The sequence below is a fragment of the Hymenobacter actinosclerus genome, assembly GCF_900111515.1.
GTDB lineage: Bacteria > Bacteroidota > Bacteroidia > Cytophagales > Hymenobacteraceae > Hymenobacter > Hymenobacter actinosclerus.
Genome location: NZ_FOHS01000004.1, coordinates 166,267 through 189,011, shown reverse-complemented (window position 1 = coordinate 189,011; position 22,745 = coordinate 166,267). Strand labels below are relative to the sequence as shown.

At 61.1% G+C, this 22,745-nt stretch carries 24 protein-coding genes and 1 tRNA gene; 12 read left to right on the top strand and 13 right to left on the bottom strand.

The annotated features are described in order from the left end of the window. Positions 1-58: 58 nt before the first annotated feature. From pheS to BMY67_RS19375, 5 genes are all read left to right on the top strand, one after another. Positions 59-1,132 carry a phenylalanine--tRNA ligase subunit alpha gene (gene pheS / locus BMY67_RS15580; RefSeq protein ID WP_092773289.1) on the top strand — a complete coding sequence of 358 codons (1,074 nt, stop codon included), beginning with the start codon at positions 59-61 and terminating at the stop codon, positions 1,130-1,132. 100 nt (positions 1,133-1,232) lie between these two features. Next, on the top strand, positions 1,233-2,135 hold the full coding sequence (locus tag BMY67_RS15575) for a 3-hydroxyacyl-CoA dehydrogenase NAD-binding domain-containing protein (protein WP_092773287.1): 903 nt from the start codon (positions 1,233-1,235) through the stop codon (positions 2,133-2,135). Positions 2,136-2,206: 71 nt separating this feature from the next. Next, positions 2,207-2,650 (top strand): Rieske (2Fe-2S) protein, encoded by a 444-nt coding sequence (locus tag BMY67_RS15570; RefSeq protein ID WP_143069859.1) that lies wholly within the window; start codon positions 2,207-2,209, stop codon positions 2,648-2,650. Between the two features lie 95 nt (positions 2,651-2,745). Beyond that, a tRNA-Asn gene (locus tag BMY67_RS15565) sits at positions 2,746-2,819 on the top strand. Between the two features lie 145 nt (positions 2,820-2,964). Next, a complete protein-coding gene (locus tag BMY67_RS19375) occupies positions 2,965-3,138 on the top strand; it encodes a hypothetical protein (RefSeq protein WP_177189864.1) in 174 nt (57 codons plus the stop codon). Between the two features lie 75 nt (positions 3,139-3,213). On the opposite strand, the gene BMY67_RS15560 is transcribed toward BMY67_RS19375, so the two are convergent. From BMY67_RS15560 to BMY67_RS15535, 6 genes are all read right to left on the bottom strand, one after another. Further along, on the bottom strand, positions 3,214-5,529 hold the full coding sequence (locus BMY67_RS15560; RefSeq protein WP_092773283.1) for a T9SS type A sorting domain-containing protein: 2,316 nt from the start codon (positions 5,527-5,529) through the stop codon (positions 3,214-3,216). Between the two features lie 277 nt (positions 5,530-5,806). After that, positions 5,807-6,487 carry a sterol desaturase family protein gene (locus tag BMY67_RS15555; protein ID WP_092773281.1) on the bottom strand — a complete coding sequence of 227 codons (681 nt, stop codon included), beginning with the start codon at positions 6,485-6,487 and terminating at the stop codon, positions 5,807-5,809. Positions 6,488-6,552: 65 nt separating this feature from the next. Beyond that, positions 6,553-7,074 carry a shikimate kinase gene (locus BMY67_RS15550; RefSeq protein ID WP_092773279.1) on the bottom strand — a complete coding sequence of 174 codons (522 nt, stop codon included), beginning with the start codon at positions 7,072-7,074 and terminating at the stop codon, positions 6,553-6,555. Positions 7,075-7,135: 61 nt separating this feature from the next. After that, positions 7,136-8,194 carry an ABC transporter permease gene (locus BMY67_RS15545; protein ID WP_092773277.1) on the bottom strand — a complete coding sequence of 353 codons (1,059 nt, stop codon included), beginning with the start codon at positions 8,192-8,194 and terminating at the stop codon, positions 7,136-7,138. Between the two features lie 77 nt (positions 8,195-8,271). Further along, entirely contained in the window at positions 8,272-9,378 is a 1,107-nt protein-coding gene (locus BMY67_RS15540) for a BT_3928 family protein (RefSeq protein WP_092773275.1), read from the bottom strand. A gap of 155 nt (positions 9,379-9,533) precedes the next feature. Then, entirely contained in the window at positions 9,534-10,082 is a 549-nt protein-coding gene (locus BMY67_RS15535) for a DUF1599 domain-containing protein (RefSeq protein WP_092773273.1), read from the bottom strand. A gap of 214 nt (positions 10,083-10,296) precedes the next feature. On the opposite strand from BMY67_RS15535, the gene folP reads away from it, so the two are divergent. Continuing rightward, positions 10,297-11,178: a dihydropteroate synthase gene (folP, locus tag BMY67_RS15530; protein ID WP_092773271.1), complete on the top strand. Its 882-nt coding sequence runs from the start codon at positions 10,297-10,299 to the stop codon at positions 11,176-11,178. Then, positions 11,175-12,017: a diadenylate cyclase CdaA gene (gene cdaA, locus BMY67_RS15525; protein WP_092773269.1), complete on the top strand. Its 843-nt coding sequence runs from the start codon at positions 11,175-11,177 to the stop codon at positions 12,015-12,017. The genes folP and cdaA overlap by 4 nt, the downstream gene beginning before the upstream one ends. Positions 12,018-12,028: 11 nt before the next feature. On the opposite strand, the gene BMY67_RS15520 is transcribed toward cdaA, so the two are convergent. The 5 genes from BMY67_RS15520 to BMY67_RS15500 form a co-directional block, all read right to left on the bottom strand. Further along, positions 12,029-12,442 carry a hypothetical protein gene (locus BMY67_RS15520; protein ID WP_092773267.1) on the bottom strand — a complete coding sequence of 138 codons (414 nt, stop codon included), beginning with the start codon at positions 12,440-12,442 and terminating at the stop codon, positions 12,029-12,031. A 189-nt stretch (positions 12,443-12,631) separates the two neighbouring features. Next, complete coding sequence (gene kbl / locus BMY67_RS15515) at positions 12,632-13,828, bottom strand: glycine C-acetyltransferase (protein WP_092773265.1); 1,197 nt, start codon at positions 13,826-13,828, stop codon at positions 12,632-12,634. A 27-nt stretch (positions 13,829-13,855) separates the two neighbouring features. Continuing rightward, positions 13,856-14,509 (bottom strand): PH domain-containing protein, encoded by a 654-nt coding sequence (locus BMY67_RS15510; RefSeq protein ID WP_143069858.1) that lies wholly within the window; start codon positions 14,507-14,509, stop codon positions 13,856-13,858. 59 nt (positions 14,510-14,568) lie between these two features. Continuing rightward, positions 14,569-15,720 carry a patatin-like phospholipase family protein gene (locus tag BMY67_RS15505; protein WP_092773261.1) on the bottom strand — a complete coding sequence of 384 codons (1,152 nt, stop codon included), beginning with the start codon at positions 15,718-15,720 and terminating at the stop codon, positions 14,569-14,571. A gap of 59 nt (positions 15,721-15,779) precedes the next feature. Beyond that, positions 15,780-16,217, bottom strand: a complete 438-nt coding sequence (locus tag BMY67_RS15500; RefSeq protein ID WP_177189863.1) for a BLUF domain-containing protein — start codon at positions 16,215-16,217, stop codon at positions 15,780-15,782. Positions 16,218-16,371: 154 nt separating this feature from the next. Here BMY67_RS15500 and BMY67_RS15495 point away from each other — a divergent pair, with 154 nt between their 5' ends. Next, positions 16,372-17,355, top strand: coding sequence for an NAD-dependent epimerase/dehydratase family protein (locus BMY67_RS15495; RefSeq protein ID WP_092773257.1), 984 nt, complete (start codon positions 16,372-16,374; stop codon positions 17,353-17,355). 144 nt (positions 17,356-17,499) lie between these two features. Continuing rightward, complete coding sequence (locus BMY67_RS15490) at positions 17,500-18,234, top strand: DUF3891 family protein (RefSeq protein ID WP_092773255.1); 735 nt, start codon at positions 17,500-17,502, stop codon at positions 18,232-18,234. Positions 18,235-18,325: 91 nt separating this feature from the next. Here the strand turns inward: BMY67_RS15490 and BMY67_RS15485 are convergent, their stop codons facing one another. Further along, positions 18,326-19,153, bottom strand: a complete 828-nt coding sequence (locus BMY67_RS15485; RefSeq protein WP_143069857.1) for a hypothetical protein — start codon at positions 19,151-19,153, stop codon at positions 18,326-18,328. Positions 19,154-19,324: 171 nt separating this feature from the next. Here BMY67_RS15485 and BMY67_RS15480 point away from each other — a divergent pair, with 171 nt between their 5' ends. Together BMY67_RS15480 and BMY67_RS15475 are read left to right on the top strand one after the other, a co-directional pair. Beyond that, positions 19,325-20,296 carry a YihY/virulence factor BrkB family protein gene (locus BMY67_RS15480; RefSeq protein ID WP_092773251.1) on the top strand — a complete coding sequence of 324 codons (972 nt, stop codon included), beginning with the start codon at positions 19,325-19,327 and terminating at the stop codon, positions 20,294-20,296. A gap of 75 nt (positions 20,297-20,371) precedes the next feature. Further along, positions 20,372-21,085: a hypothetical protein gene (locus tag BMY67_RS15475; RefSeq protein WP_092773249.1), complete on the top strand. Its 714-nt coding sequence runs from the start codon at positions 20,372-20,374 to the stop codon at positions 21,083-21,085. A 74-nt stretch (positions 21,086-21,159) separates the two neighbouring features. On the opposite strand, the gene rlmN is transcribed toward BMY67_RS15475, so the two are convergent. Beyond that, positions 21,160-22,236, bottom strand: a complete 1,077-nt coding sequence (gene rlmN / locus BMY67_RS15470; protein WP_092773247.1) for a dual-specificity RNA methyltransferase RlmN — start codon at positions 22,234-22,236, stop codon at positions 21,160-21,162. A gap of 325 nt (positions 22,237-22,561) precedes the next feature. On the opposite strand from rlmN, the gene rpmG reads away from it, so the two are divergent. Further along, complete coding sequence (gene rpmG / locus BMY67_RS15465) at positions 22,562-22,744, top strand: 50S ribosomal protein L33 (RefSeq protein WP_019946888.1); 183 nt, start codon at positions 22,562-22,564, stop codon at positions 22,742-22,744. Position 22,745: the final 1 nt, after the last annotated feature.

Genomic DNA, 22,745 nt, shown 5'->3' with positions numbered 1-22,745 from the left:
ATTTTTATCGATTCAACCAACCCTAACGCACAATCGGCAATCAGGCTACCTTTGCCTTATGCTACAGGAAACCATTGCCCGGGTACGGGCGGAAATTGAAGCCGCCGACCTGTCCACGGCCGAACAACTCGACCAGTTCCGCATTGCCTACACCGGCCGCAAGGGCCAGCTGGCCGACCTGTTCGACCAGCTGAAAACCGTCGAGCCCGCCGACCGCCGGGCCGTGGGCCAGGAGCTCAACCAGCTCAAGCAGCTGGCCCAGGCCCGTTTCGACGAGCGCCAGCAGCAGCTGGAAGCCGCTACCAGCAACGCCCCCGCCGACCCCACCTTCGACTACACGCTGCCGCCCGTGCCGCAGGCCCTGGGTACGCGCCACCCCTTGAGCCTGGTGCGCGAGGAAATCGTGCGCATTCTGGCCCGCATCGGCTTCAACGTAGCCGAGGGCCCCGAAATCGAGGACGACTGGCACAACTTCACGGCCCTCAACTTTCCCGAAAACCACCCCGCCCGCGACATGCAGGACACGTTTTTCGTGAAAAACGTGGCTGCCGGACCGCAGGACGCGGGTCTCGGCCCCAAGGCCCCGGCCAGCTACCTGCTGCGCACCCATACCAGCCCGGTGCAGGTGCGGGTTATGCAGGCGCAAAAGCCGCCCATCCGCAGCATCATGCCTGGGCGGGTGTACCGCAACGAAGCCATTTCGGCCCGGGCCCACATGATGTTCCATCAGGTGGAGGCCCTGTTCATTGATGAAAACGTGAGCTTCGCCGACCTCAAGCAGACGGTGTACTACTTCGTGCAGGAGCTGTTCGGCGACGACGTGCAGGTGCGCTTTCGGCCCTCGTTCTTCCCCTTCACCGAGCCTTCGGCCGAAATCGACATCACCTGCCTGATTTGCAAGGGTAAGGGCTGCAACATCTGTAAGGGCACGGGCTGGGTGGAAATCGGCGGCGCCGGCATGGTCGACCCGGCCGTGCTGGAGCAGTCGGGCATCGACCCCGAGCGCTACTCGGGCTACGCCTGGGGCATGGGCATCGAACGCATCACCATGCTCAAGTACCAGATCAAGGACCTGCGCCTGTTCACCGAGAACGACCTGCGCTTTCTGCGACAGTTCGAGTCCCTGCTCTAAATCGCTGATTTGCGCTGATTAACCTGATTGCGCTGATTTTTTTATTGGTCTTTTTCGCCTATCGTCTTTCCTTTCGGCTAACCCCTTTCGTCTAACTACTATGCCCTCCCCCATTCCCGCCGCCAGCCAGCCTTATAAGATAGAAACGGTGGCCGTGGTGGGCGCGGGCACAATGGGGCTGGGCATTGCGCAGGTGTGCGTGCAGCACGGGCTGCCCACCATCCTGTTCGACATCAACGCCGACATGCTGCCCAAGGCCCGGCAGGCCATTGCGGCGGGGCTGGGGAAGCTGGTAGAAAAGCAGAAGCTGAGCCCGGCGGAGCGCGACGCCGCGCTGGCCCGCCTCACGCTCACCGACCAGCTGGCCGAGGTGCGGGCCGAACTGATAGTGGAAGCCGTGGTGGAGCGGCTAGATGTGAAGCAGCAGCTGTTCCGGCAGCTGGCCGGGCAGAACCCGGCGACGAGCATTTTCGCCTCCAACACCTCGTCGTTGCCCATTACCCGGCTGGCGGCGGGCATCCCGAACCCCGAGCGGGTGGTGGGCATGCACTTCTTCAACCCGGCCCCCATCATGAAGCTGGTGGAAGTTATCAGCGGCGTAGCCACCGCGCCCGCCGTGGCCGACGCGGTATTCGCGCTGGCCGAGCGCCTGGGCAAGCGCCCGGTGCGGGCTGCCGATGCGCCCGGCTTCATCGTGAACCGGGTGGCGCGGCACTACTACGTGGAGGGCCTGAAGCTGGCCGAGGAGCAAGTGGCCCCGCTGGAGGTGATTGATGAGCTGCTGGAGTCGGCCGGCTTCCGAATGGGCCCCTTCCGCCTCATGGACCTGATCGGCGTCGACAGCAACTACCTGGTCACGTCGGCCATGTACGAGGCATTTCATTTCGACGCCAAGTTCCGGCCCAGCCGCCTGCAGCAGCAGAAGGTAGATGCCGGCCACCACGGCCGCAAATCGGGCCGGGGCTTCTACGCGTATCCCGCCGCCAAGCCGGCCAAGGACTAAGGCGACGCCTAAGCACTATCCGACACCGAGATGCGTTGGCAGTGCCAAGGCTCAATTCTTCGTTTTGCTGTATGCGTTTTGTACCGGCTTCTTCCCGTTTCCTTGGTTTTTGCGCGCTGGCCGCCACTGCGTTGGGCGTGGCCGCCTGCAACTCGGGCAGCAGCGCCCAGCCCCAGATTCCGCTGACCATTGTAAACGAGGTGCTGTTCCTGACCGATCAGCAGAACAGTGCCCTGCGCTTCGACAACGGAGCCGTGTACCATAAAGGCGGCCTGCGGGGCCTGATTGTAGTGCGCCAGAACGCCGGTTCCTACCTGGCCTTCGACCGCACCTGCCCCTATCAGCCCCAGGACACCTGCGCCCGGGTGCGCATCGAGCCCTATCTGCGCCTCTTCGACCCCTGCTGCCAGTCGCAGTTTGGCTTTACCGGCCAACCCCAGGGCGGTCCGGCCACGCTGCCGCTGCGCCGCTACAGCACCGCCCTCTCGGGCAATACCCTGACAATCACGAACTAGAAAAATAACCTCCATTTTTTTGAAAGCCGGGTTTGGTGCTTCCCGAACTTTGCCTTAATATTGCACCAGCAACGGCAGAAAACGCCGCCATAACCGCTTCCTTAGCTCAGCCGGTTAGAGCATCTGACTGTTAATCAGAGGGTCCCTGGTTCGAGCCCAGGAGGGAGCGCAACGCCACAAGGGCCGCTTATCTACGGATAAGCGGCCCTTGTGGCTTTTTGGTTATGGTTGAACTAACCTTTTGCCAACAGGCACAGTACATCAGTCCAGACCCGGATACTCGGGAACCAACTGTTTACTCGCTTCTCTGGCTTATGAATACGCTACGCTTTCCTCTCTCTGCGGCCCTACTGGTATTGCTGACTTTCTCGCTCAGCAGCTGCGACGCCATCGGCACCATCTTCAAAGCCGGCGCCTGGACGGGGCTGATTGGCGTGTTCCTGCTCGTTCTGCTTCTCTGGTTTATTGTCCGCAAAATGCGCGGCTAACTCCTGAACAATAGCTCAACCAAAAAGGCCACCCGTAACCGGGTGGCCTTTTTGGTTGGCTGAGTGTGCAACACCCTACTCCTTAATTATCCGAATAGAGCGGGGCCCTTCGGGCAGGTACAAACGGAGCAGATACACGCCCGCCGGCTGCGCCTGCAGGTTGATGCGCCCGTCAGCGGCCACGGTCTGTACTTGGCTGCCCAGCACGTTGAATATCTCGGCCGGCCGGCCCGTAGCCGGGGCCACTAACTGGTAAAGCCCTGTACCGGGGTTAGGCGTCACAGTCACTAGGTAGTCGGCCGCTGTTGCATTGGCGCTTATGGTTACAACTGCCGAGTAGGTTTCCGTACCGTCGGTATCAACCTGACGCAGGCGGTAGTAGACCAGACCTGTGGGAGCCTGCTGATCGACAAACCGATACTGCTGCTCGGTGGTAGTGGTTCCACGTCCGGTTACTGTACCCACGGCCACGAAACCGGTGCCACTCAGACTGCGCTCCACTATAAAGTAGTCGTTGTTGAGTTCCTGGGCCGTGCGCCACTCGCATAGCACCGCTTGCTGCGCCCGGCGGGCCCCAAAACTAAGCAGGGTAACAGGCAGCACCCCACGCGGCCGCGACGACACCACGAAAGGTGAAAAACTGGTAATGCCCGTTTGCGTCAGCTTGTATGCATTGGGAGTAGTGCCAGTCGTAGCGGCACTACTGGCCGGCTTGTCAAAAGTTCCGGCCGAATAGTGGCTGATGTAGGCTTTTGTTCGGTCGAAGGCATTGGGAGCAGGCGTTTCGTCGGCTGCGTTCCACTGCAGCGTCATCGTCACATCGGAGTTACCCGACACTTCCTCATCAACCAGCCAGGTTTTCTTTACGCTCTCCTTGTTAATCACCGTCGTGCCCGTGCCGGCATTGTCGTAGGTGGTGTATACATTATCAATTACGCGCACCCCATACACATCCTCGTTACGGGCCGTGGTGCTGTTGGGCTGCTGCAGTGCCGCCGGCGTGTAGCTGGTAGCCGACGAGCCGACCGGGAACAATACATCAGTCCCGGAGTTGGCCACCGTCTGACGCAGCGTGCCTTTGCCGTTGGTCACCACGTAAGCCGTCGGGCTCGAATTCAACAGGCTCCCTCCTTTGTTGATGGTGAGTGAGTAATTGTCCAGCACCAAGCGCGCCGAGCTGCTCAAATCCAGGTTGCCATTGACGATAACGGTGGAAGCAAGCCGCTTACCCCCCGCTCCCGACACCTTCAGGTTACCGTACTGAGCTGGTAGAATAAGGTGCTCCGTGTCATTGCTATTGTACTCGACGGTGCTAGTGCGGCCCAACGCGCCGAACGTGAAGCCCACCGGCCCGTATGTGGCAGTAGGAGTGTGCCGATTTAGGAGCACCGAGTTGTTGCTGACGTCGATGCGACCACTGATATTCTTATTGTATTCGATCCGGAGCGTGGCCGGGGTGGTGGCCGTACCCACCACAATTTTTGAGTTGGCCCCGCTTACCGTCCAGGTTGTGCTGATGCGGTCAGCTTCAGCCCCCTGCACGTAGTAGGTGGTGTTGTCGGCAGTGAAACTGGTTGGGCTCACGCCCGTACCGTCTATGCTCTGGCCCCAGGAACCCAGCACATTCAACTGTCCGGTAGCCTTTGAGTAGAACACGTTGGTTTGCGGTGTAACCACTACATCATCAATACTCAGACCGTTGCCGTTGGTATTGGTGTTGAGTGCATAGCCCCAGCGAATCATCACCTCCTGCCCAGCAGCTAGGTTAATGTTTTCGATGGTGGTCTGGCGGACGCGCCGATTGGAGGGCGAATTACCGTCGCGGCTGGCAATTACAGTGGCCGTAGAAGGGGCATCCACCTTCAACTCCGGCACATCAGTCCAGGTACCAGTAAGCAGGTCGGCAACCGTGCCGCCCATCTGGTACGACACCGATACCGAGGCAGCATCCTGGCGGCCCGAGTTGTACCACTGCTCCATGGCATACTGCACCTCCAGGTTTTTGATAGGTTTGCCGGAGCTGTTTTTGAAGCGGATACCAACGTAGCCAATGCCAGTACCTGTACTGAGGGCTGCAATCCCCCCAAAAGACCGGTCAGAGCTGCCTACTGTCCCGAAGTGGTAGTAGCCCTCCCCAGAATTTGAACCATCGTTGGCTAGGAGACCCAGAGGCTGGTATGGAGCACCGTTGACAAAGGCCTGCGCATATACACCCGGTATGGTCGTGTTGTTAGTGAAGGGCACAGTACCACTCAGCGTATTGAAGCTCTGCTCATATGGGCCCAGGCCGTTGGAACTGGCATCGGCGGCGTCTTTGAACTCGTATTGTGCCCGCGCAGCCGGTACCAGCCCCAATAGCAGTCCGACGAACAGCAAGTAATTTTTCTTCATAGCAGAAAAGGAAAGTATTGATCACAATTGCTCCGGCAAATCATTGTGCCGAAACCAATTGCAATATTATAACTTACTTGATATAAACTAGCTATGGAGAGGTTATTTATATAATCAATCCAATTTTTATCAAAACAAAAGACCTCATGTTTACATTTCTATTTTCAAGCTCTTTCCTGTTTTAAGCGTTACGCCGATAACTAGGCAACCAAACAAAAAGCCGCTACCTTTTGGGTTAGCGGCTTTAAAGTAAAAACTAGCTGCGCACTCGAATTATCTACTTACCCTTCTTGGCGGGCATGGTACCCACGATATGGTCCCAGAGGGTGGTGCTGACGCCGAAAGCAATTTCTTCCTGCTTGTAGTGGTGCATGGCATGGTGGTGCCACCAGAACTTGAGGAAGTTCTTTGGCGGTGCGTACACGTGCAGGGCGTAGTGCACGAACAGGTAAAGCGCGTAGCCGAACACGAAGCCAGCCAGAATGCCAAAGCCGGCATTACCGAAAGTGAAGCGGAAGATGAAGAACAGCAGCGAGGCCACAAACACCGTCAGGATGGGTGGCATGGCCAGGCGGGTTTTGTCTTTGGGAAACTCGTGATGCACGCCGTGCATGGTGTACTGAAACTTTGCCCGGGCGGGGGTGCTGGTATCAATATGGTACACGTAGCGGTGCATGAGGTACTCGGCCAGCGTGAACAACAGCCAGCCGCCCAGAAACAGGCCGAACGCCGACAGGCCCGTTAGCAGGCCGCGGCTCAGGCTATAGTAGAGGCTCACGGCCGCCACCAGAAAGAAGATAGTGAGCGGGCCGGCAATGTGCGTGTGGGTGAGCCGCTCCAGCACAGGGTTTTCAAACAGGCGGGCAGAGCCCTTATGCTTGGGTTTGATGGCGTCGGGCGTTTTGACCGGCGTTACCAACGGGGCGTTCATTTCCGCGGTTTCGGGGACAGTATTCATACCAATACATGAATGTTGAAAGCACAAAAATACACAAACCCCACGCAAAGGTGGGTTCCGGGCACTCAGGCGGTAGTGGAGTAACGCGCTACCAGCCGCCGGACGGTTTCGGGCGAGCAGGTGGGGGCGGTGCAGCGCAACGGCGCACGGTCGTAGAACTGCTGGCGGGCGGCTAAGGTTTCATGCAGGCGCGCTTCGAGGGCGGCGGCATCGGGGGCGGCGGCCAGCAGCGGGCGGGCCGCGGCGGCGGGCCGCAGCCGGCGCACCAGCTCGGGCACGGGCACGGCCAGATAGAGCGTCAGGCCGGTTTCGAGCAGCAGCTCCAAGTTGTGGTGGAAGCAGGGCGTGCCCCCGCCGGTAGCCAGCACCAGGGCCGGATGCCGGGCCAGCACGGCCCGCAGCGCATCGGCCTCGCACTGCCGGAAATAGTCTTCCCCTTCCTGCGCGAATAGCTCGGAGATGCTGCGCTGCTCCCGCTGCACAATTTCTTCGTCTAAGTCCACGAATGGCACCCCGTAGCCCAGCGCCAGGGTGCGCCCCAGAGTGCTCTTGCCCGCACCAGGCATGCCAATCAGGTATAGACGCATGGTTTTGAATGTAGTAGCAACAATGTAGAGACGCAAATATGCGTCTCTACATTGTTGATATTCAGCCCAGCTTCACCCGCGGGTCGAGCAGGGCGTAGAGGATATCGACCACGATGTTGACCAGCACGAACAGCGCAGCAATGAACACGGTGGCGCCCATCACGACCGGAAAATCCAGGTTCTCGACGGCGCGGAGCGTGACGGTGCCTAAGCCTTTCCAGTTGAAGATGTACTCGATGAAGAAGGCGCCCGCCATGAGCGAGGCCAGCCAGCCCGATACGGCCGTGACTACCGGGTTCAGGGCGTTTTTGAGCGCGTGGCCCACCACCACCCGGTATTCCGAGAGGCCCTTGGCGCGGGCCGTGCGGATGTAATCCTGGCTGAGCACGTCGAGCATGGACGAGCGGGTGAGCTGCACGATGATGGCCAGCGGCCGCACGCCCAGCGCCAGGGCCGGCAGCAGCAGGTTTTTCAGCACCAGATGCCGGCCCGTGAACGGATCGGTTTCGTAGAGCTGGCCCGTGAGGTTGAGGCCGGTGTATGCGCTCCAGTAGTAGCCAAACGTGATGGCCACCAGAATACCGGCCACGAACGAGGGCACCGAAATACCCAGAATGGAGGTCGAAACCAGCATGCGGTCGAGCCATGTGTGGGCCCGTAGCGCGGCCACGATACCCAGCGCGATGCCCACCACCGTGGCCAGCAGCATGGCGGCCAGCGCCAGCCAGAGCGTGCCGGTAAAGTGGTCGAGCAGAATGGCCAGCACTTCCTTGTTGCTCTGGAAGGAGCGGCGCAGGTAGGGCGCTTTCAGCACGACGGCCCGCTCGCCGCCCAGCGGCAGCAGCGTGAGGCCGCCGTAGCGGGCCACGCCGGCCGAGTCGCGCGGGTGCAGGCCCAGCGGCGACACATCGTTGAGGTAGCCCAGCAGCTGGCCGGGCAGGGGCTGGTCGAGGCCCAGGTCGGCGGCAATGGCGGCGCGGGTGGCCTCGTCGGAGCGTTGGCCGGCCAGCAGGGCCACCGGGTCGCCGGGCAGCACCTGAAACAGGAAAAACACCGTACAGGCCACGCCCACCAACACCAGCGCCCCCTGCCAAAGTCGGCTCAGAATAAAGCGAATCATTGATTGTTAGTTGTCAGATGTCAGTTATTTGTTGTCAGACCGTTCTAACAACTGGCAACGAATAACTGACAACTAAATCAGAGGGCTTCCTCCAGCTTGCTTACCACCGGAATGTCGTGGTAGTGGTATTTGCTCAGGACGACGCCGTTTTGGAGCAGGATAAAGCCGGGGTTGGAGCGGATCATGGACTTGAGCACGGTGGCGTCGGCGAAGTAGTAGGTACCGGGCAGGTTCACGTCGTGGCGGAAGGCGTCGAACTGCTGGGGGCTGCTGCTGGTGATAATCAGGGGCTTGATCTGGCTACGCGACTTGGCGGCGCCCTCCAGCAGGCGGTTGATTTCCTTGAACCGGTCGCGGTCGGCGCTGTTCACGTCCTGCACAATCAGCAGCAGCTTGTTGCCGGTGAGCACCTCCTGGGTGTGGTCGGTACCTTCCGCATCAAAAATAGCGAAGTCGGTGATGACGGGGCGGCTGGCTTCGGGGTTGAGCACTTCCATACTCTTATATTTCCAGGTCGAGTCGGTGGGGTAGTCGGCGAAGGTTTTGCTTTCGCCGTTGCGCTCCATCACGTACTGGTAGCGGGCCTGCTCGCGGGGCTTCATCAACTGCCCGATGTCGTTGCCGACCTTGTAAGGCAGAAAATCAAAGTAGGGCAAATGGCCCAGCGCCCGCACGCCGATACCAATGGCCACGGCCGAGGCAATGGTGATGTACATCACGCCCAGCGTACCGCGGGCAAACACCCGGCGCAGGTACCGCTCGTTGAAGAACACCACCGCCCACAAACCCAGCAGCACCAGATCCTTGGCAAACGACTGCCAGGGCGTGAGCTTGATGAAGTCGCCGAAGCAGCCGCAGTCGGTTACCTTGTTGAAGGCGGCCGAGTAGAAGGTGAGGAAGCCGAAGAACACGAGCAGCGCCAGCAGCACCCACAGCGTCTGGCGCAGCATCCAGCGCAGCAGCACGGCCACGCCCAGCACCACTTCCAGCGAACTGAGGAAAATACTCAGCAGACGGGTGTGGGGCAGGAAAATCTTGAAAAACGAGCCGAAGTCGCGCGAGAAAACCTCGAAGTACTCCTCCAGCTTAAGGGCCGTGCCCACCGGGTCGTTGAGCTTGATGAGGCCCGAGAAGATAAAGACCGCGCCCAGCAGCAGCCAGCAGATTCGGGTAAATTGTTTCATGGTCAGGGTCGTGGAGGCTTAGGGGCAAAGATGCGGCTTAGAAGGAGAACGGAGAACAATGTAGAGACGCATATTTGCGTCTCGGCGTTGAACGGTACCGTTGCATGATGACGTGGCCACGGTCCTGTTCAACGACGAGACGCAAATATGCGTCTCTACAGCTTCCCCATCCCCATCTTTATCAGCACGAACACGGCGTAGTTGAGCATGTCGCGGTAGTTGGCCTCCACGCCTTCCGATACCTTGGTCTGGCCACCCAAATCCTCGATTTGCTTGGTGCGGTGCAGCTTCATGAGGATAATGTCGGTTATACTTTCAATGCGCATCTGCCGCCAGGCCTCGCCGTAGTCGTGGTTTTTGGCGAACAGCAGCGCGCGGTTGGCCGCCACCTGCTCGTCGTAGGCGCGGGCCACGGCGGCGGGTTCCAAGTCGAGGGGCGCGTCGGGGGGTAGCTGCTGCTGCATGAGGGCAATCAGGCAGTAGTTGACGATGGCCACGAACTCGTCTTCCACGCCGTCGGCTACCAACTGGGTGCCCTTTTCCTGAATGCTGCGGATGCGCTGGGCCTTGATGTAGAGCTGGTCGGTGATGCTGGGCAGGCGCAGGATGCGCCAGGCCGTGCCGTAGTCGTGGGTCTTGGCCAGAAACAGCGTCCGGCACTGCGCAATTACCCGGTCGTATTGCTGCTGCGTTTGATTCTCCAAGTTTTTGCGGCTATTTTGTGGGGGTCCGGGTTGATTGGGGTCCGGTTGGCCTGGAAGAACGTCATTCTGAGCGGAGCGAAGAATCTCGCGTGCCAAACTAACCCCTGACGTCAGAGTAGCATTGCAATATCAGCACGCGAGATTCTTCGCTCCGCTCTGAATGACGTTCTTCCAGGCCAACCGGACCCTCAGTCCCTAAAAAACCTCAATACCCATGCAAGATACGTGCTTTTCACCGGCCCAAACCCTGCGCTGCCCCGGTGGGCGGGTGCTCGATTTGCGCCGCCCGCGGGTGATGGGCATCCTCAACCTCACGCCCGACTCGTTCTACGAAGGCAGCCGCGTGGGCTCCGAAACCGAGTTGCTGCGCCGGGCCGAAACCATGCTGCGCGCCGGGGCCGCCGTGCTCGATTTGGGCAGCTACTCCTCGCGCCCCGGTGCCGAAGATATTTCCGTGGACGAAGAAAAGCGCCGCCTGCTGCCCGCCCTGCAAGCCATGCGGCGCGAATTTCCCGAGGCTTTTCTGTCGGTCGATACGTTTCGGGCCGAGGTGGCCGTGGAGGCCGTAGCCGCTGGGGCCGACATCCTCAACGATATCAGCGGGGGCACGCTCGATGCCGACATGCTGCCTACCGCCGGCCGCCTGGGCGTGCCCTACATCCTGATGCACCTGCGCGGCACGCCCCAAACTATGACCCGCCACACCGATTACCAACAGGACCTGATACTGGAGCTGATTTGCTATTTTCGCGATAAGCTGGCCGCCCTGCGCACCCACGGCGTAACCGATGTGGTGCTCGACCCCGGCTTCGGGTTCGCCAAAACGCCGGCCCAGAGCCACGAGCTGCTGCGGCGGCTGCCCGAACTGAATCTGCTGAACCTGCCGCTGCTGGCGGGCCTCTCGCGCAAAAGCATGGTCTACAAGCCGCTGGGTCTTCAGCCCGAGGCGGCGCTGGCCGGCACCATCGCCCTCAACACCCTGGCTTTGCGCGGCGGGGCCCGGCTGCTGCGCGTCCACGACGTAGCCGAAGCCGTACAAACTATCCAGCTCGTATCGAATACCTTTCCGCCCACCTCTTCCCCGATTTCTCCGTGATTGGCTCTTTCAGCATCGGCTTTCTGCGCATTGGCTGGATTGACGTCGTGGACGTGCTGCTGGTCACGACCCTATTTTACCAGCTGTATAAGCTGCTGACGGGCAGCGTGGCGCTCAAGGTTTTCCTGGGCTTCATGTCGCTCTACCTGTTTTACCTGGTGGTGAAGGCGGCCGGCATGGAGCTGCTGACCAGCATTCTGGGCCAGTTTATGAGCGTGGGTGTGCTGGCCGGCATCATTTTGTTTCAGCAGGAAATCCGGCGGTTTCTGCTCAACGTGGGCAAGGCCACCAGTTTCGGCAGCCGGCTGCGGGTGTTTCCGTGGCGGCGCGAGGCCAACGCCGACCGCATGAACGTGACGCCCTTCATCGAAGCCGCCAAAAGCATGGCCGGCAAGGAAACCGGGGCCCTGATTGCCTTCAGCATGGCCTCCGACCTCAAGTTCTTCGCCGACTCGGGCGATTTGCTCGACGCGGCCGTGAGCAAGCGGCTGTTGCTGAGCATCTTCAACAAAACCAGCCCCCTGCACGACGGCGCCGTGATTATCGCCAACGGCCGCATCAAGGCCGCCCGCTGCATTCTGCCCGTGAGCGAAAACCCCGATGTGCCCGCCTCCATGGGCCTGCGCCACCGCGCCGCCATCGGCCTGACCGAAGTAACTGACGCCGTGGTGCTGGTGGTAAGCGAGGAAACCGGCCAGATTTCGGTGGTGCGCGGCGGCGAAGTGTTCCGCAACCTCTCGGGCCCCGACCTGCGCGCCCGCCTCAACGAGTTTCTGTTCGACGCCGAAGCCCGCCCGGCTGCCGCCGCGGCCACTACTGCGGCCGATATGGCGGCGTAACGAACCGGTTGCTAGCAGCCCGGATTGGCAATAACGGCCCCGGTTTTCAGCCAGTTGTAGGCCGCCTCCACATCCACGAACGTATCGATGAGCGGGCAGCTGACCTGGGCCAGCACTCTAAGCACATCGGCGCGGGCTTTGAGGTTTTCGGGCAGCACCCAGGCAGCAGCTACAATGCCCGCTTCGGCCAGCTGGCCCATAAAATCCAGGGCAATCCAGCGTGTCAGTTCACCCCAGCCGTCCTGGTCGAGCGTGGCATCGTTGAGCACGCGGGTCGCCCCGGTCAGGCGCACTTTTTCCACAATCTTCTGCCCGTAAGCCTTCGATTCGGTTTCGTTGTGGTGGCCCTGCCAGAGCAGGTGCAGCCAGCCATTGGCTTCATCGTAGCTGATAACAAAGCGGGGACTTTCGAACAGGGTTTCCATAGCAGGGAAGGCAGGCAGCGGGCGGTTGATTGGCCTAAATATAGTCACGCATCTATCTGCCAGCAGGCTTTCGCCGGGAGCATAGCTATGTAACTGACGGCTTGCGACAAGTGTTTCCGGCCCCACACGCAACACGGGCCCGCCGGCTGGTTGCCGACGGGCCCGTTTTAGTAGCCTGTGAAGCGACGCTTACTTGATAACTTCCAGCTCCTTGCCCACCGCAATAAAGGCGGCAATGGCCTTATCGAGCTGGGCGCGGGTGTGGGCCGCGCTCAGCTGCACCCGGATGCGGGCCTGGCCCTTGGGCACTACGGGGAAGTAGAAGCCAATCACGTAGATACCGTTTTCCAGCATTTTGGCCGCAAATTCCTGGCTCAGCTTGGCATCATACAGCATAACGGGCACGATGGGGTGCTCGCCGGGCTTGATGTCGAAGCCGGCCGCCGTCATCTGCTCACGGAAGTACTTGGTGTTCTCTTCGAGCTGGTCGCGCAGCTGGGTGCTTTCAGTCAGCAGCTCCAGCACCCGCAGGCTGGCACCCACAATGGCCGGGGCCAGCGTGTTGCTGAACAGGTAGGGGCGGCTGCGCTGGCGCAGCATTTCAATGATTTCTTTGCGGCCGGTGGTGAAGCCGCCCATGGCCCCGCCCAAGGCCTTGCCCAGCGTGCCGGTGATAATGTCGACGCGGCCCATTACGTTGCGGTACTCGTGGGTGCCGCGGCCGGTTTTGCCCAGAAAGCCAGTGCTGTGGCACTCATCCACCATCACCAGGGCCTCGTACTTGTCGGCCAGGTCGCAGATTTTATCGAGCTGGGCGATGGTGCCATCCATCGAGAACGAGCCGTCGGTGACGATGATGCGGTGGCGGCTGCCCTTGGCTACGGCGTCCTGGAGCTGCTTTTCCAGGTCGGCCATGTCGTTGTGCTGGTAGCGGTAGCGCTGGGCCTTGCACAGGCGCACGCCGTCGATAATGGAGGCGTGGTTGAGCGCGTCGGAAATGATGGCGTCCTGCTCGCCAAACAAGGGCTCGAACACGCCGCCGTTGGCATCAAAAGCTGCCGCGTACAGAATGGTGTCTTCGGTGCCCAGGAACTCGGCCAGCCTGGCCTCCAGCTCCTTGTGGATATCCTGGGTGCCGCAGATAAAGCGCACCGACGACATGCCGTAGCCGTGCGAGTCGATGGTTTGCTTGGCGGCCTCAATTACGGCCGGGTGCGACGAGAGGCCCAGGTAGTTGTTGGCGCAGAAGTTGAGCACGTCGTCGGCCTGCTGGGTGTCGATTTCGGCGCCCTGGGGCGAGGTAATCACGCGCTCCTGCTTGTAAAGGCCGGCGTCTTTAATTTCCTGGAGCTGCTGCTGCAAGTCGGGCTGAAGGGTGGTATACATGGGCGGGGGTAGTATGAAAGAGGATGATTAGTTGAAGGGCGTGAAGAACCGGCCGGAGGTAGTGTCGGCAGGCAACCAGGCAAAGCTAGGGGTGATAACTTCGGTTTTTACGGCGGGCACTAAAGATATCCAGTCCAAGCTGTCGCACAGCAGGGAGGTAATAACCAGCTGGCGGCCATCGGCAAGGTGCAGCATGGTGTAGCTATAATCGGCGCTGGGCGGCCGGGACCAGGCCTCCTGGTAAAACGAAAGCGCGCTTACGGCTGATACGGCAAAGGTGAGGTTGATTTCCCGATTGGTATACGTCACCACCTTCTGCACCCGGTCGAAGCGAAGACGCGCTTGGCCGTCCCATTGCCAGTAAGTCCAGTACAAACGAATGGCCGGAAATTGCCGCCACGCCACCAGCAGCAGCACGGCCGCCGCTATAAAAGTAAGGGGGCCGGGGCCCCATCTTACAGCCAGCAGGCCGGCGGCAACCAATAGCGCCAGCCCGAACGAGGTCTGCAAAAGAGTCCACCATAAGCTTAAGTTGCGCCACCATATATAAGTAAACTGAACAACAGGTTGCACAAGCTTTTTGTCGTGCCAGTGTTGGTTTACACTCATCATTACCGGCAGCACGACAACCAGTAGCACCAACACGAAAACGCCCAATAAGGTAGCAGTATCAACCGGCATAGATGGAAAGGCTTATTTCTATTGATTGTTTATCAACTAAATGTCAATACCTTATCAACCTACCGCACCTCCGGCACGCGGCTCATAAACTCCCGCACGCCGGCTGCGCCGCTGTCCATGAGCTGCTGCTTCTGCTGGGCCGAAAGGCGCTTGATTTTCGGGTTGAAGCCCACGGTGCTGATGCTGACGGTGCGGGGCCAGTCGGAGGCGTGGGTGGGGTTGAGGTTTTCGAGGGCCACCGTGTAGAGAGCCCCGATGTAGGAGCCCAAGTCCTGGATGGCGTAGGGGGCCAGCCGGGCCCGGCCGCCGGGCTGCGTATCGACGGCTACCTGCTCGGGCCGGTCGAGGCGCAGGCCCAGGGTTTCGGGGTTCCGGAAGCGGGCAGCCGAATCGGGACGTGCTGCATCTTTTTTTGCAACAGCGGATGATGCAACAAGAGCAGTTGGCGCGGCCGGCGCCGGGGCGCTCAGGTAGCGCGGGTGGTCGAACAAATCGAGCGGGTAGTTGGCCAGCAGGCCGCCATCAACCAGCACTTCCACGGCTTGGACTTTGGCGGGCTGAGCCACTACCTGGCCGGTGGCGGCATCGAGCAGCACCGCCCGAAAGTAGAGCGGGATACTCATGCTGATGCGCACGGCATCGGCTACGCGCAGGTGGGGGTGGGTTTCGTAGCTGAACACCTGCACGCACTGGCGGGTGAGGTTGGTGCCGGTGGTGTACAGGTCGCGGTAGCGGGTGGGCTGCTGCTGGGCCAGTTCGTGCAACTCGCCCAGCGTGAGGTCGGGGCGCTGGGTCTGGCGGCCCACCAGCTCGGCCAGTAGCGTGGTAAAGGCGTCGCCGCGGTACCAGCCGTACTGTTTCAGCAGCCGGGCGCCGCCCCCGATAAAGATGTACTGCCCGTCGTTGAGGCGCTGCACCGGCAGCTCGTTCACGATGCCGATAATCTCGGCCGGCGCGTAGCCTACGGCCAGCAGCGCCGCCTGAATGGCCCCGGCCGAGGTGCCGCCCACGCGGCGCAATTCGCGCAGCTGGCCCTGCCGCTCCAGCTCGGCCAGTGCCCCGCCGTAGGCAATGCCCCGGATGCCGCCGCCCTCCATCACCAGGTTGCGGTACACGGGCGGCCGGGCCGGGTGCTGGGCCCATACGGGCCGGCTGCCGGCGGTAGTCAGCAGAGCAAGCAGTAGCAGCCACCGCAGGTTCAGGCGCTTCATCCGGTCGGGAAGGGTAAGTGGCAGAAGGAGTTCGAGCGCGAAGCTAACCTGCCGGCGCCTTACTTGTCCATGGTCACGCCCCGCACGAAACCGCGCAGCAAGTCCCACAGCTCGGCGGGCGGGTGGGTGGCTAGGCCGGGCGTGTGGAGCAGGGGCAGAAACCCGGTAGCCTGCCTCATTTCGGCCGGACTGACCTGCGCGTAGCCCATGCGCCAGTCGGGGAAGGCGCGGGCCGTGATGGGCTCGTAGGCCAGCGTGCGCACGTCGATATGGCGCGGGTCCTGCTGAATCCGGCCGTAGAGCTGGCTCAGGGCCGGCTCGGGGCCTTCGAGCACCTGCATAAATTCTCCTTCCACGTACAGCAGCAGGCCGGTCAGGTGGTGGGCCTGGTTGTGGGAGCGGGCCTTCCGGAGCAATGCATCGAGCATGCATTCGTTGAACGGCGGCGTGGCCTGGCTCTGATAAACCAGTCGAAACAGCGAGGGGAGAACAGACATGGTGAGTAAAATTCCATTTTTCAACTGATAGTTCCAACTGCGGGCCGAACGGGCACCGGGCCGGAGCCGTAACCGGGGCAGACGGGCGGCAAACCCCTTATCTTTGCGGCACTTCGCACCCCGGATTTTTTTCCGTTTCCCACCCGCTTTTTTTATGACTACACCTGCCACCTCCAGCGGCGACACCATTCTCGTTATCGGGGCCGGCGGCCAGCTGGGCCTCGAACTCACCCACGAGCTACGCCGCCTCTACGGCGCCTCCAACGTAGTGGCCGCCGATGTGCGCCAGCCCCAGGATGCCGAGCTGACCCAGGCCGGCCCCTTCGAGCTGCTCGACGTGCTCGACCAGGCCCGCCTGACCGAGGTAATGCGCCGCTACAAACCCGCGCAGGTGTACCATCTGGCCGCCTTACTTTCGGCTACGGCCGAACAGCAGCCTAAGTTTGGCTGGCGCCTGAACATGGACGGCCTGTTCAACGTGCTCGACGCCTCGGTGGAGCTGGGCGTGCGCCAGGTGTACTGGCCCAGCAGCATTGCCGTGTTCGGGCCCGATACGCCCCGCGAAAACACGCCCCAGCTCACCACCATGAACCCCAACACGGTGTACGGCATCAGCAAGCTGGCCGGCGAGCAGTGGGGCGAGTGGTATTTCCGCAGGCACGGCCTCGATATCCGCAGCCTGCGCTACCCCGGCCTGATTGGCTACAAGAGCCTGCCCGGCGGCGGCACCACCGACTACGCCGTGGACATCTACCACAAGGCCGTGGCCGGCGAGGCCTTCGAGTGCTTCCTCAAGGAAGACACCTACCTGCCGATGATGTACATGCCCGACGCGCTCAAAGCCACGCTCGACCTCATGCACGCCCCCGCCGAGAGCCTGACGGTGCGCAGCTCCTACAACCTGGGGGCCATGAGCTTCAGCCCGGCCGAAATCGTGGCCAGCATCCGCCGCCACTACCCCGATTTTCAGGTCAGCTACCGCCCCGACCAGCGCCAGCAGATTGCCGACTCCTGGCCCGCCAGCATCGACGACACCCCCGCCCGCCGCGACTGGAACTGGCAGCCCGATTTCGACCTTGACAAAATGACCGACGACATGCTGCTGCATTTGAAGCAGATGCAGCCGGCCGGCGTGTAGCCAAGTTCAACCTTGCCCCGAAACCGCCAGCGCCCCGCCCCTCCGGCGGGGCGCTTTTTTGTCGGGCCCTGGCCAACCCGCCGCGCAGGGCTGCGTTCAGCAGGCAGACGCAACCGGCTACCCCCCCCCTACCCTGCTGAACCTATGATTGTCAACTACGTGCCCGAGGGCTGGCAGATTATCTACCAGCAGGCCCACGCGCTGCTGGCGGCCCAGCTGCTGCACCAGTGGCCCGCCACCCTGCTGCCGCCCGACCAGTGGGTGGGCCTGCTGGCCGCCGCCGCCCAGCACGACGACGAACAGCCCGCCTGGACCGGCCACTACGGCCTGACGCCCGCCGGCGCCCCGGCCAACTTCACCATGCAGCCCTTTTCGCTGGAGCAGGCCACCGGCGTGCTGCGGGCGGCCCGCTTCCAGGGCCGCTGGCGCAGTTTGCTCACGAGCCTGCACCTGAGCACGCTCTATGAGGAGCTACGGGGCCAGACCCGGGAAATCGACGCCTTCCTCGACGAGCAGCGGGCCCACCAAAAGCAGTGGCGGCGCGAGCTGCAACTAAAAAAAGCCGACACCGACCGCGCCTACGCCCTGCTGCACTGGTGCGACCGGCTCAGCCTGATTCTGTGCCGCCACGAAATCCCGGAGATGGGCCGGGCCCTCGAAATCTACCAGGGCCCCGACGGCCACACCCACGAAATCAGCCAGCCCACTCCTACCGGCCCGCTGCACGTCAGCCCCTGGCCCTTCCGCGAAAAGCAGTTCGAGGTCAGCGTCGAAGTCAGCCAGCTTAGCCAGCTACAGTTTCACTCCGACGCCGAGTTATCGGAGGCCCTGCACACGGCCCCCATTGCCACGCTGCGCTGGACACTTGCGAAAGGGTGAGTCAAAAGATAAAAAGTCAAAGGGAAAAGCCGTTGAACGTTAGCACTTGGCTTGTTCAACGGCTTTTACTTTTGACTTTTTATCTTTTGACTTAGAGAGGAGCAACCGGCCGGGGGTTCTGCATGAGGCCGGCAGGCACGGTGGTGGAGGCCGAAATGTGGCCCAGGGCGCGGCCGTCCTTACCGTCGGAGCGGTCGGCGGCCAGGCGGATAGGGCCGTACTGCTGGTAGCCGGTCCAGTGGCGGCGGAAGGCGGGCTGCGCGTCGGTGGCTTTGGGGAAATAGGCCCACTCCTCTACCAGCAGGGTTTGGGGGTTGATGAGCACCTCGTACTTGTTGTCGGGCGTAACGCCCACGTTTTTAAACGTCATGTGGAGCACCTCGGCTGGCTGGCCGCTCATGAACTGGCCGGGGCCCTTGTAAGTGAGCGTCACGCCCGAGTCCTTGAGCTTGAAGGGCATCAGCAGCCACCAGGAGTTGTTCACCCAGATGGGGTACATGCGGCCGAGCAGCTTCTCGCCGTCGGGCGTGGCCGAAATGTCGCGGCCCGCGCGGTAGGCTTTGCCCTGCCTGGTGCCCAGGTTGTAGAGGGCCACGGTGCTGTCTTTCTGCCAGCGAAAGTCGCCCGTTTGCTTGTCCCAGAGCTGGTACGAGCCATCGAGGAAGTCCCAGCCCAGCAGGCGGGTTTGCTGCCAGCCGGCGTAGCCGCCCATCTTTGCCATCACCTGGTCGGCCAGGGCCAGGGCGCGGGCATCGGAGCCGGCCGCATCGAAGCCCTCGGCGGCCGGATACGAGCCGTTGGCCGCTACGGCGGGCAGCGGCGAGCCGGATTTGGCGGCCGGTGTGGTGGCCGACTGGGGCTGGCAGGCGGCTGCGGCCGAGCCCAGGGCCAGCAGCAGCAAGAAAGCAGGTTTACGCATGGTTTTCAGGGATTAACAACTGAGGAAGAAAGGTATCCGGGGCACGCCGCCGCCCCAACAGGCAGGCAGCTTGTGGGAGCAAAGCAACAACCTTTCGGCTACTCTGGTTGAACGCCCGCCCGATTGCTGCCGTAGTAGCAAGCTGCAGGTACTACCCGTTCTTCTATTCGCATGGCTCATCATTACCGTTTTTCCGACGTCGTTGGCATATTTAAGTCGTCGGCCAGCGCCTTCATCGACAACAACTCGTTCCGCCACGCAGCGGCCCTGTCGTACTACACTATTTTCTCGCTGCCGCCGCTGCTGCTCATCGTCATTACGGTGGCCAGCACCGTGTATGGCAACGAAGCCGTAACGGGCCAGATTTACGGGCAGCTAAGGGGGCTGATTGGTCCTGACTCGGCCGAATTTCTGCAGAACAGCATTGCCGAGTTCACCATCAAGCAGCAGGGCACGATTTCCACCGTTATCGGCCTGGGCACCCTGATTTTCGCCGCTACCACCTTTTTCGTCACGCTGCAAAGCAGCATCAACGACATCTGGAATCTGCGCGTGGAAACGCAGGGCATGGGTATCGGGCAGTTTCTCAAGCAGCGGCTGTTGTCGTTCGGCCTGATTCTGAGCGTGGCGCTGCTGCTGCTGGTTTCATTTGTTATCAGTGCGGTGCTCAGCGTGTTCACGGCGCAACTGCAGGAGTGGTTTCCGGCCATCGGCGTGTTTGCCATTAAGATGGTCGACCTGCTGCTTTCCATTGGAGTCACCACGCTGCTGTTCGCCCTTATCTACCGTTTCCTGCCCGATGCCATTATCCGCTGGCAGGATGTGGGCGTGGGCGCCTTCATTACGGCCCTGCTCTTCGTGCTGGGTAAGTTCCTGATTGCCTTTTACATCGCCAAAGCCAGCCCCGGCTCGGCCTTCGGGGCGGCCGGCTCCGCCATTGTGCTGCTGCTCTGGATCAACTACTCCTCGCTCATCCTCTTCTTCGGGGCCGAGTTCACCCAGGAATTCGCCGACGCCTTCGGCCAGAAAGTGCAGCCTAAGGCCCACGCCGTACGCATCGAAACCCGCGTGGTGCCCCAGGGCGAAAGCGCCGCCGAAAAAGCCACCGGCCGTCCGCCCGCCGAGGGCAAATGGCGGGGGTAGCGGGGGTGAGCACCGAGCCGGTTGCATTGCCTGGCGGAGTTTGCCGGCCATCTAACTTCGCGTACTTTCGGGCTTATGGAAGCCTTTATTATCCGCCTCAGCCTCGTACTAGTCGCGCTGTGTCTCCCCGCTTTCCGCGGAACAGCGCAAGCCGTTTCTCCCACCGACAGTTTAGCTGAAAGCAAGATCGTCGCCTCTATCGGGGCCGATATCTGCCGGCAGCTGGTGGCCGAAAACCGGAAGCGGCCGCTCGACGCGCTCAGCCAGGAAGATACCAAGCAGCTGTTCATACGCCTGATGCTCGTGAGCCTGGCGGGCAACCCCGAGCTCATGAAAAGAATCGCCGCTGACCCCGATCAGGCCCAAAGTAGCGGCGAGGTAATGGGCCGCAAAGTGGGGCTATGGCTTTTCCGGGAGTGCCCGGTGAGCCGACCTATGATTATGCGCCTCGGGGCCCAGCAACTCACCAAAGACCAAGCAGTGAGCAACCCGGCCGAAGAAGCGGTGTTAACGCCAATGGCCACCCAGATGTGCGGCGATATGGAGCAACGAGTGAAAATGAAGGGTCAAAAGACATTCACGCTGGCACAAAATCAGGCCTTATTTCAAAGCGCCCTCACCCCGTATATGCTTGACCATATGGAAGAGATGAAGGCGGTGTATGGTGAAGACATTTTCGAGGACCAGGAGAAGTTGCGGGCCCTTGGCATCAAGCTCGCCCTGAAAATGAGCGAAAAATGTCCCGAGATTATGGTACTGCTAAGTGACCCCAAAAAAGCAGGCCGCTAAACTAGCGGCCTGCCTTGCAAATCTTCTCTTGTAGGGCCCACACTCCCGTGGGCGGAATTGCCAGCGTCAGGCAGCTACCCGGCCGTTTCCTGGGGCTGCTTCACGGCCAGCTGCCCGCAGGCGGCGTCGATATCCTTACCACGGCTGCGACGCAGGTTAGTTTGCACACCCCGGTCGGCCAGGTACTTGTGGAAGGCCAGCAGCTTGGCCTCGCCGGTGTTGCGGTAATCGGCGTTTTCGATGGGGTTGTACTCGATGAGGTTCACCTTGCAGGGCAGCCACTTTGAAATCTGAAACAGCTCCTCGGCGTCCTGCAGCGTGTCGTTGAAGCTCTCGAACACGATGTACTCGTAGGTTACCTTGCGGCCGGTGGCCTGGTGGTAATACTTGAGCGCCTCCTCCAGGGCCGCCAGCGAGTTGGCCTCGTTGATGGGCATGATTTCGTTGCGTTTGGTGTCGTTGGGCGCGTGCAGGCTCAGGGCCAGGTTGGCCTTCACGCCGTCGTCGGCCAGCTTCTTGATCATCTTGGCAATACCGGCGGTGCTGATGGTGATGCGGCGCGGGGCCATGTTCAGGCCGTCGGGGGCCGTGATGCGCTCGATGCTCTTGATAACGTTGGCGTAGTTGAGCAGCGGCTCGCCCATGCCCATGTACACGATGTTGGTGAGCGGCGTGCCGTACTGGGCCTCACACTGCTCGCGAATGCGCACCACCTGGTCGTAAATCTCGGCCGCATCGAGGTTGCGCTTGCGGTCCATGTAGCCGGTGGCGCAGAACTTGCACGTGAGCGAGCAGCCCACCTGCGAGCTGATGCAGGCCGTCATGCGCGTGTCGTGCGGAATGAGTACGCCCTCCACAATGTTGCCATCGTAGAGCCGGAAGGCCGATTTGATGGTACCGTCGTTGCTGACCTGCTGGTTCTGCACCTGCACGCCGTTTATAACAAAGTGGCGCGCCAGCAGCTCGCGGGTGGCCAGGCTGATGTTGTTCATCTCCTCGAACGAGCCGGCCGTATTCTTCCACAGCCACTCGCTTACCTGCTTGGCCCGGAAGGGTTTCTCATCGTGCTCCACCATAAAGCCCTTCAACTCGTCGGGGCTGAGTTTGCGGATATCACGCTTGGAAATTACGGGCAGGTCTAGCATCATCATAGCGCAAAGATACAACCGCCGAGGCAGTTGGGTTCCAGGGCAGCAGCAGTTTTGCGCCCCCGCCTCCGCCAGCCGCAGGGGGCTGCCGGCAAAGCGCTTACGCTGGCGCTGAAGAACATGAGCTTCAGCCCCGGCCGCAAGGGGCTTGAGCTTGTCATTAATCCTTTAAAATCTCTTCTCATCGCCTCTGTTTATCAGACCAGAAGCCCGGGATAGGATACCTGTGCTATCATGGGCGTCCTAAAGGCCCAATTATCAACAAACTATTTGGCATTGCCGATTTCCCTTGTACCTTTGCAGTCCTTAATCCAAAAACCCCGTCGAGATGGCTAAGAAAGGCAACCGGGTGCAGGTAATCCTTGAATGCACTGAGCATAAGAACTCGGGGCAGCCGGGCACCTCGCGCTACATCACCACCAAGAACCGTAAGAACACGCCCGAGCGCATCGAGTTGAAGAAATTCAACAATGTGCTGCGTAAGATGACCGTTCACAAGGAAATTAAGTAAC

Coding starts and splice junctions, on each gene's coding strand:
- pheS (WP_092773289.1), top strand. CDS start 59: ATGCTACAGGAAACCATTGCCCGGGTACGGGCGGAAATTGAAGCCGCC.
- BMY67_RS15575 (WP_092773287.1), top strand. CDS start 1,233: ATGCCCTCCCCCATTCCCGCCGCCAGCCAGCCTTATAAGATAGAAACG.
- BMY67_RS15570 (WP_143069859.1), top strand. CDS start 2,207: ATGCGTTTTGTACCGGCTTCTTCCCGTTTCCTTGGTTTTTGCGCGCTG.
- BMY67_RS19375 (WP_177189864.1), top strand. CDS start 2,965: ATGAATACGCTACGCTTTCCTCTCTCTGCGGCCCTACTGGTATTGCTG.
- BMY67_RS15560 (WP_092773283.1), bottom strand. CDS start 5,529: ATGAAGAAAAATTACTTGCTGTTCGTCGGACTGCTATTGGGGCTGGTA.
- BMY67_RS15555 (WP_092773281.1), bottom strand. CDS start 6,487: ATGAATACTGTCCCCGAAACCGCGGAAATGAACGCCCCGTTGGTAACG.
- BMY67_RS15550 (WP_092773279.1), bottom strand. CDS start 7,074: ATGCGTCTATACCTGATTGGCATGCCTGGTGCGGGCAAGAGCACTCTG.
- BMY67_RS15545 (WP_092773277.1), bottom strand. CDS start 8,194: ATGATTCGCTTTATTCTGAGCCGACTTTGGCAGGGGGCGCTGGTGTTG.
- BMY67_RS15540 (WP_092773275.1), bottom strand. CDS start 9,378: ATGAAACAATTTACCCGAATCTGCTGGCTGCTGCTGGGCGCGGTCTTT.
- folP (WP_092773271.1), top strand. CDS start 10,297: ATGCAAGATACGTGCTTTTCACCGGCCCAAACCCTGCGCTGCCCCGGT.
- BMY67_RS15520 (WP_092773267.1), bottom strand. CDS start 12,442: ATGGAAACCCTGTTCGAAAGTCCCCGCTTTGTTATCAGCTACGATGAA.
- kbl (WP_092773265.1), bottom strand. CDS start 13,828: ATGTATACCACCCTTCAGCCCGACTTGCAGCAGCAGCTCCAGGAAATT.
- BMY67_RS15510 (WP_143069858.1), bottom strand. CDS start 14,509: ATGCCGGTTGATACTGCTACCTTATTGGGCGTTTTCGTGTTGGTGCTA.
- BMY67_RS15505 (WP_092773261.1), bottom strand. CDS start 15,720: ATGAAGCGCCTGAACCTGCGGTGGCTGCTACTGCTTGCTCTGCTGACT.
- BMY67_RS15500 (WP_177189863.1), bottom strand. CDS start 16,217: ATGTCTGTTCTCCCCTCGCTGTTTCGACTGGTTTATCAGAGCCAGGCC.
- BMY67_RS15495 (WP_092773257.1), top strand. CDS start 16,372: ATGACTACACCTGCCACCTCCAGCGGCGACACCATTCTCGTTATCGGG.
- BMY67_RS15490 (WP_092773255.1), top strand. CDS start 17,500: ATGATTGTCAACTACGTGCCCGAGGGCTGGCAGATTATCTACCAGCAG.
- BMY67_RS15485 (WP_143069857.1), bottom strand. CDS start 19,153: ATGCGTAAACCTGCTTTCTTGCTGCTGCTGGCCCTGGGCTCGGCCGCA.
- BMY67_RS15480 (WP_092773251.1), top strand. CDS start 19,325: ATGGCTCATCATTACCGTTTTTCCGACGTCGTTGGCATATTTAAGTCG.
- BMY67_RS15475 (WP_092773249.1), top strand. CDS start 20,372: ATGGAAGCCTTTATTATCCGCCTCAGCCTCGTACTAGTCGCGCTGTGT.
- rlmN (WP_092773247.1), bottom strand. CDS start 22,236: ATGATGATGCTAGACCTGCCCGTAATTTCCAAGCGTGATATCCGCAAA.
- rpmG (WP_019946888.1), top strand. CDS start 22,562: ATGGCTAAGAAAGGCAACCGGGTGCAGGTAATCCTTGAATGCACTGAG.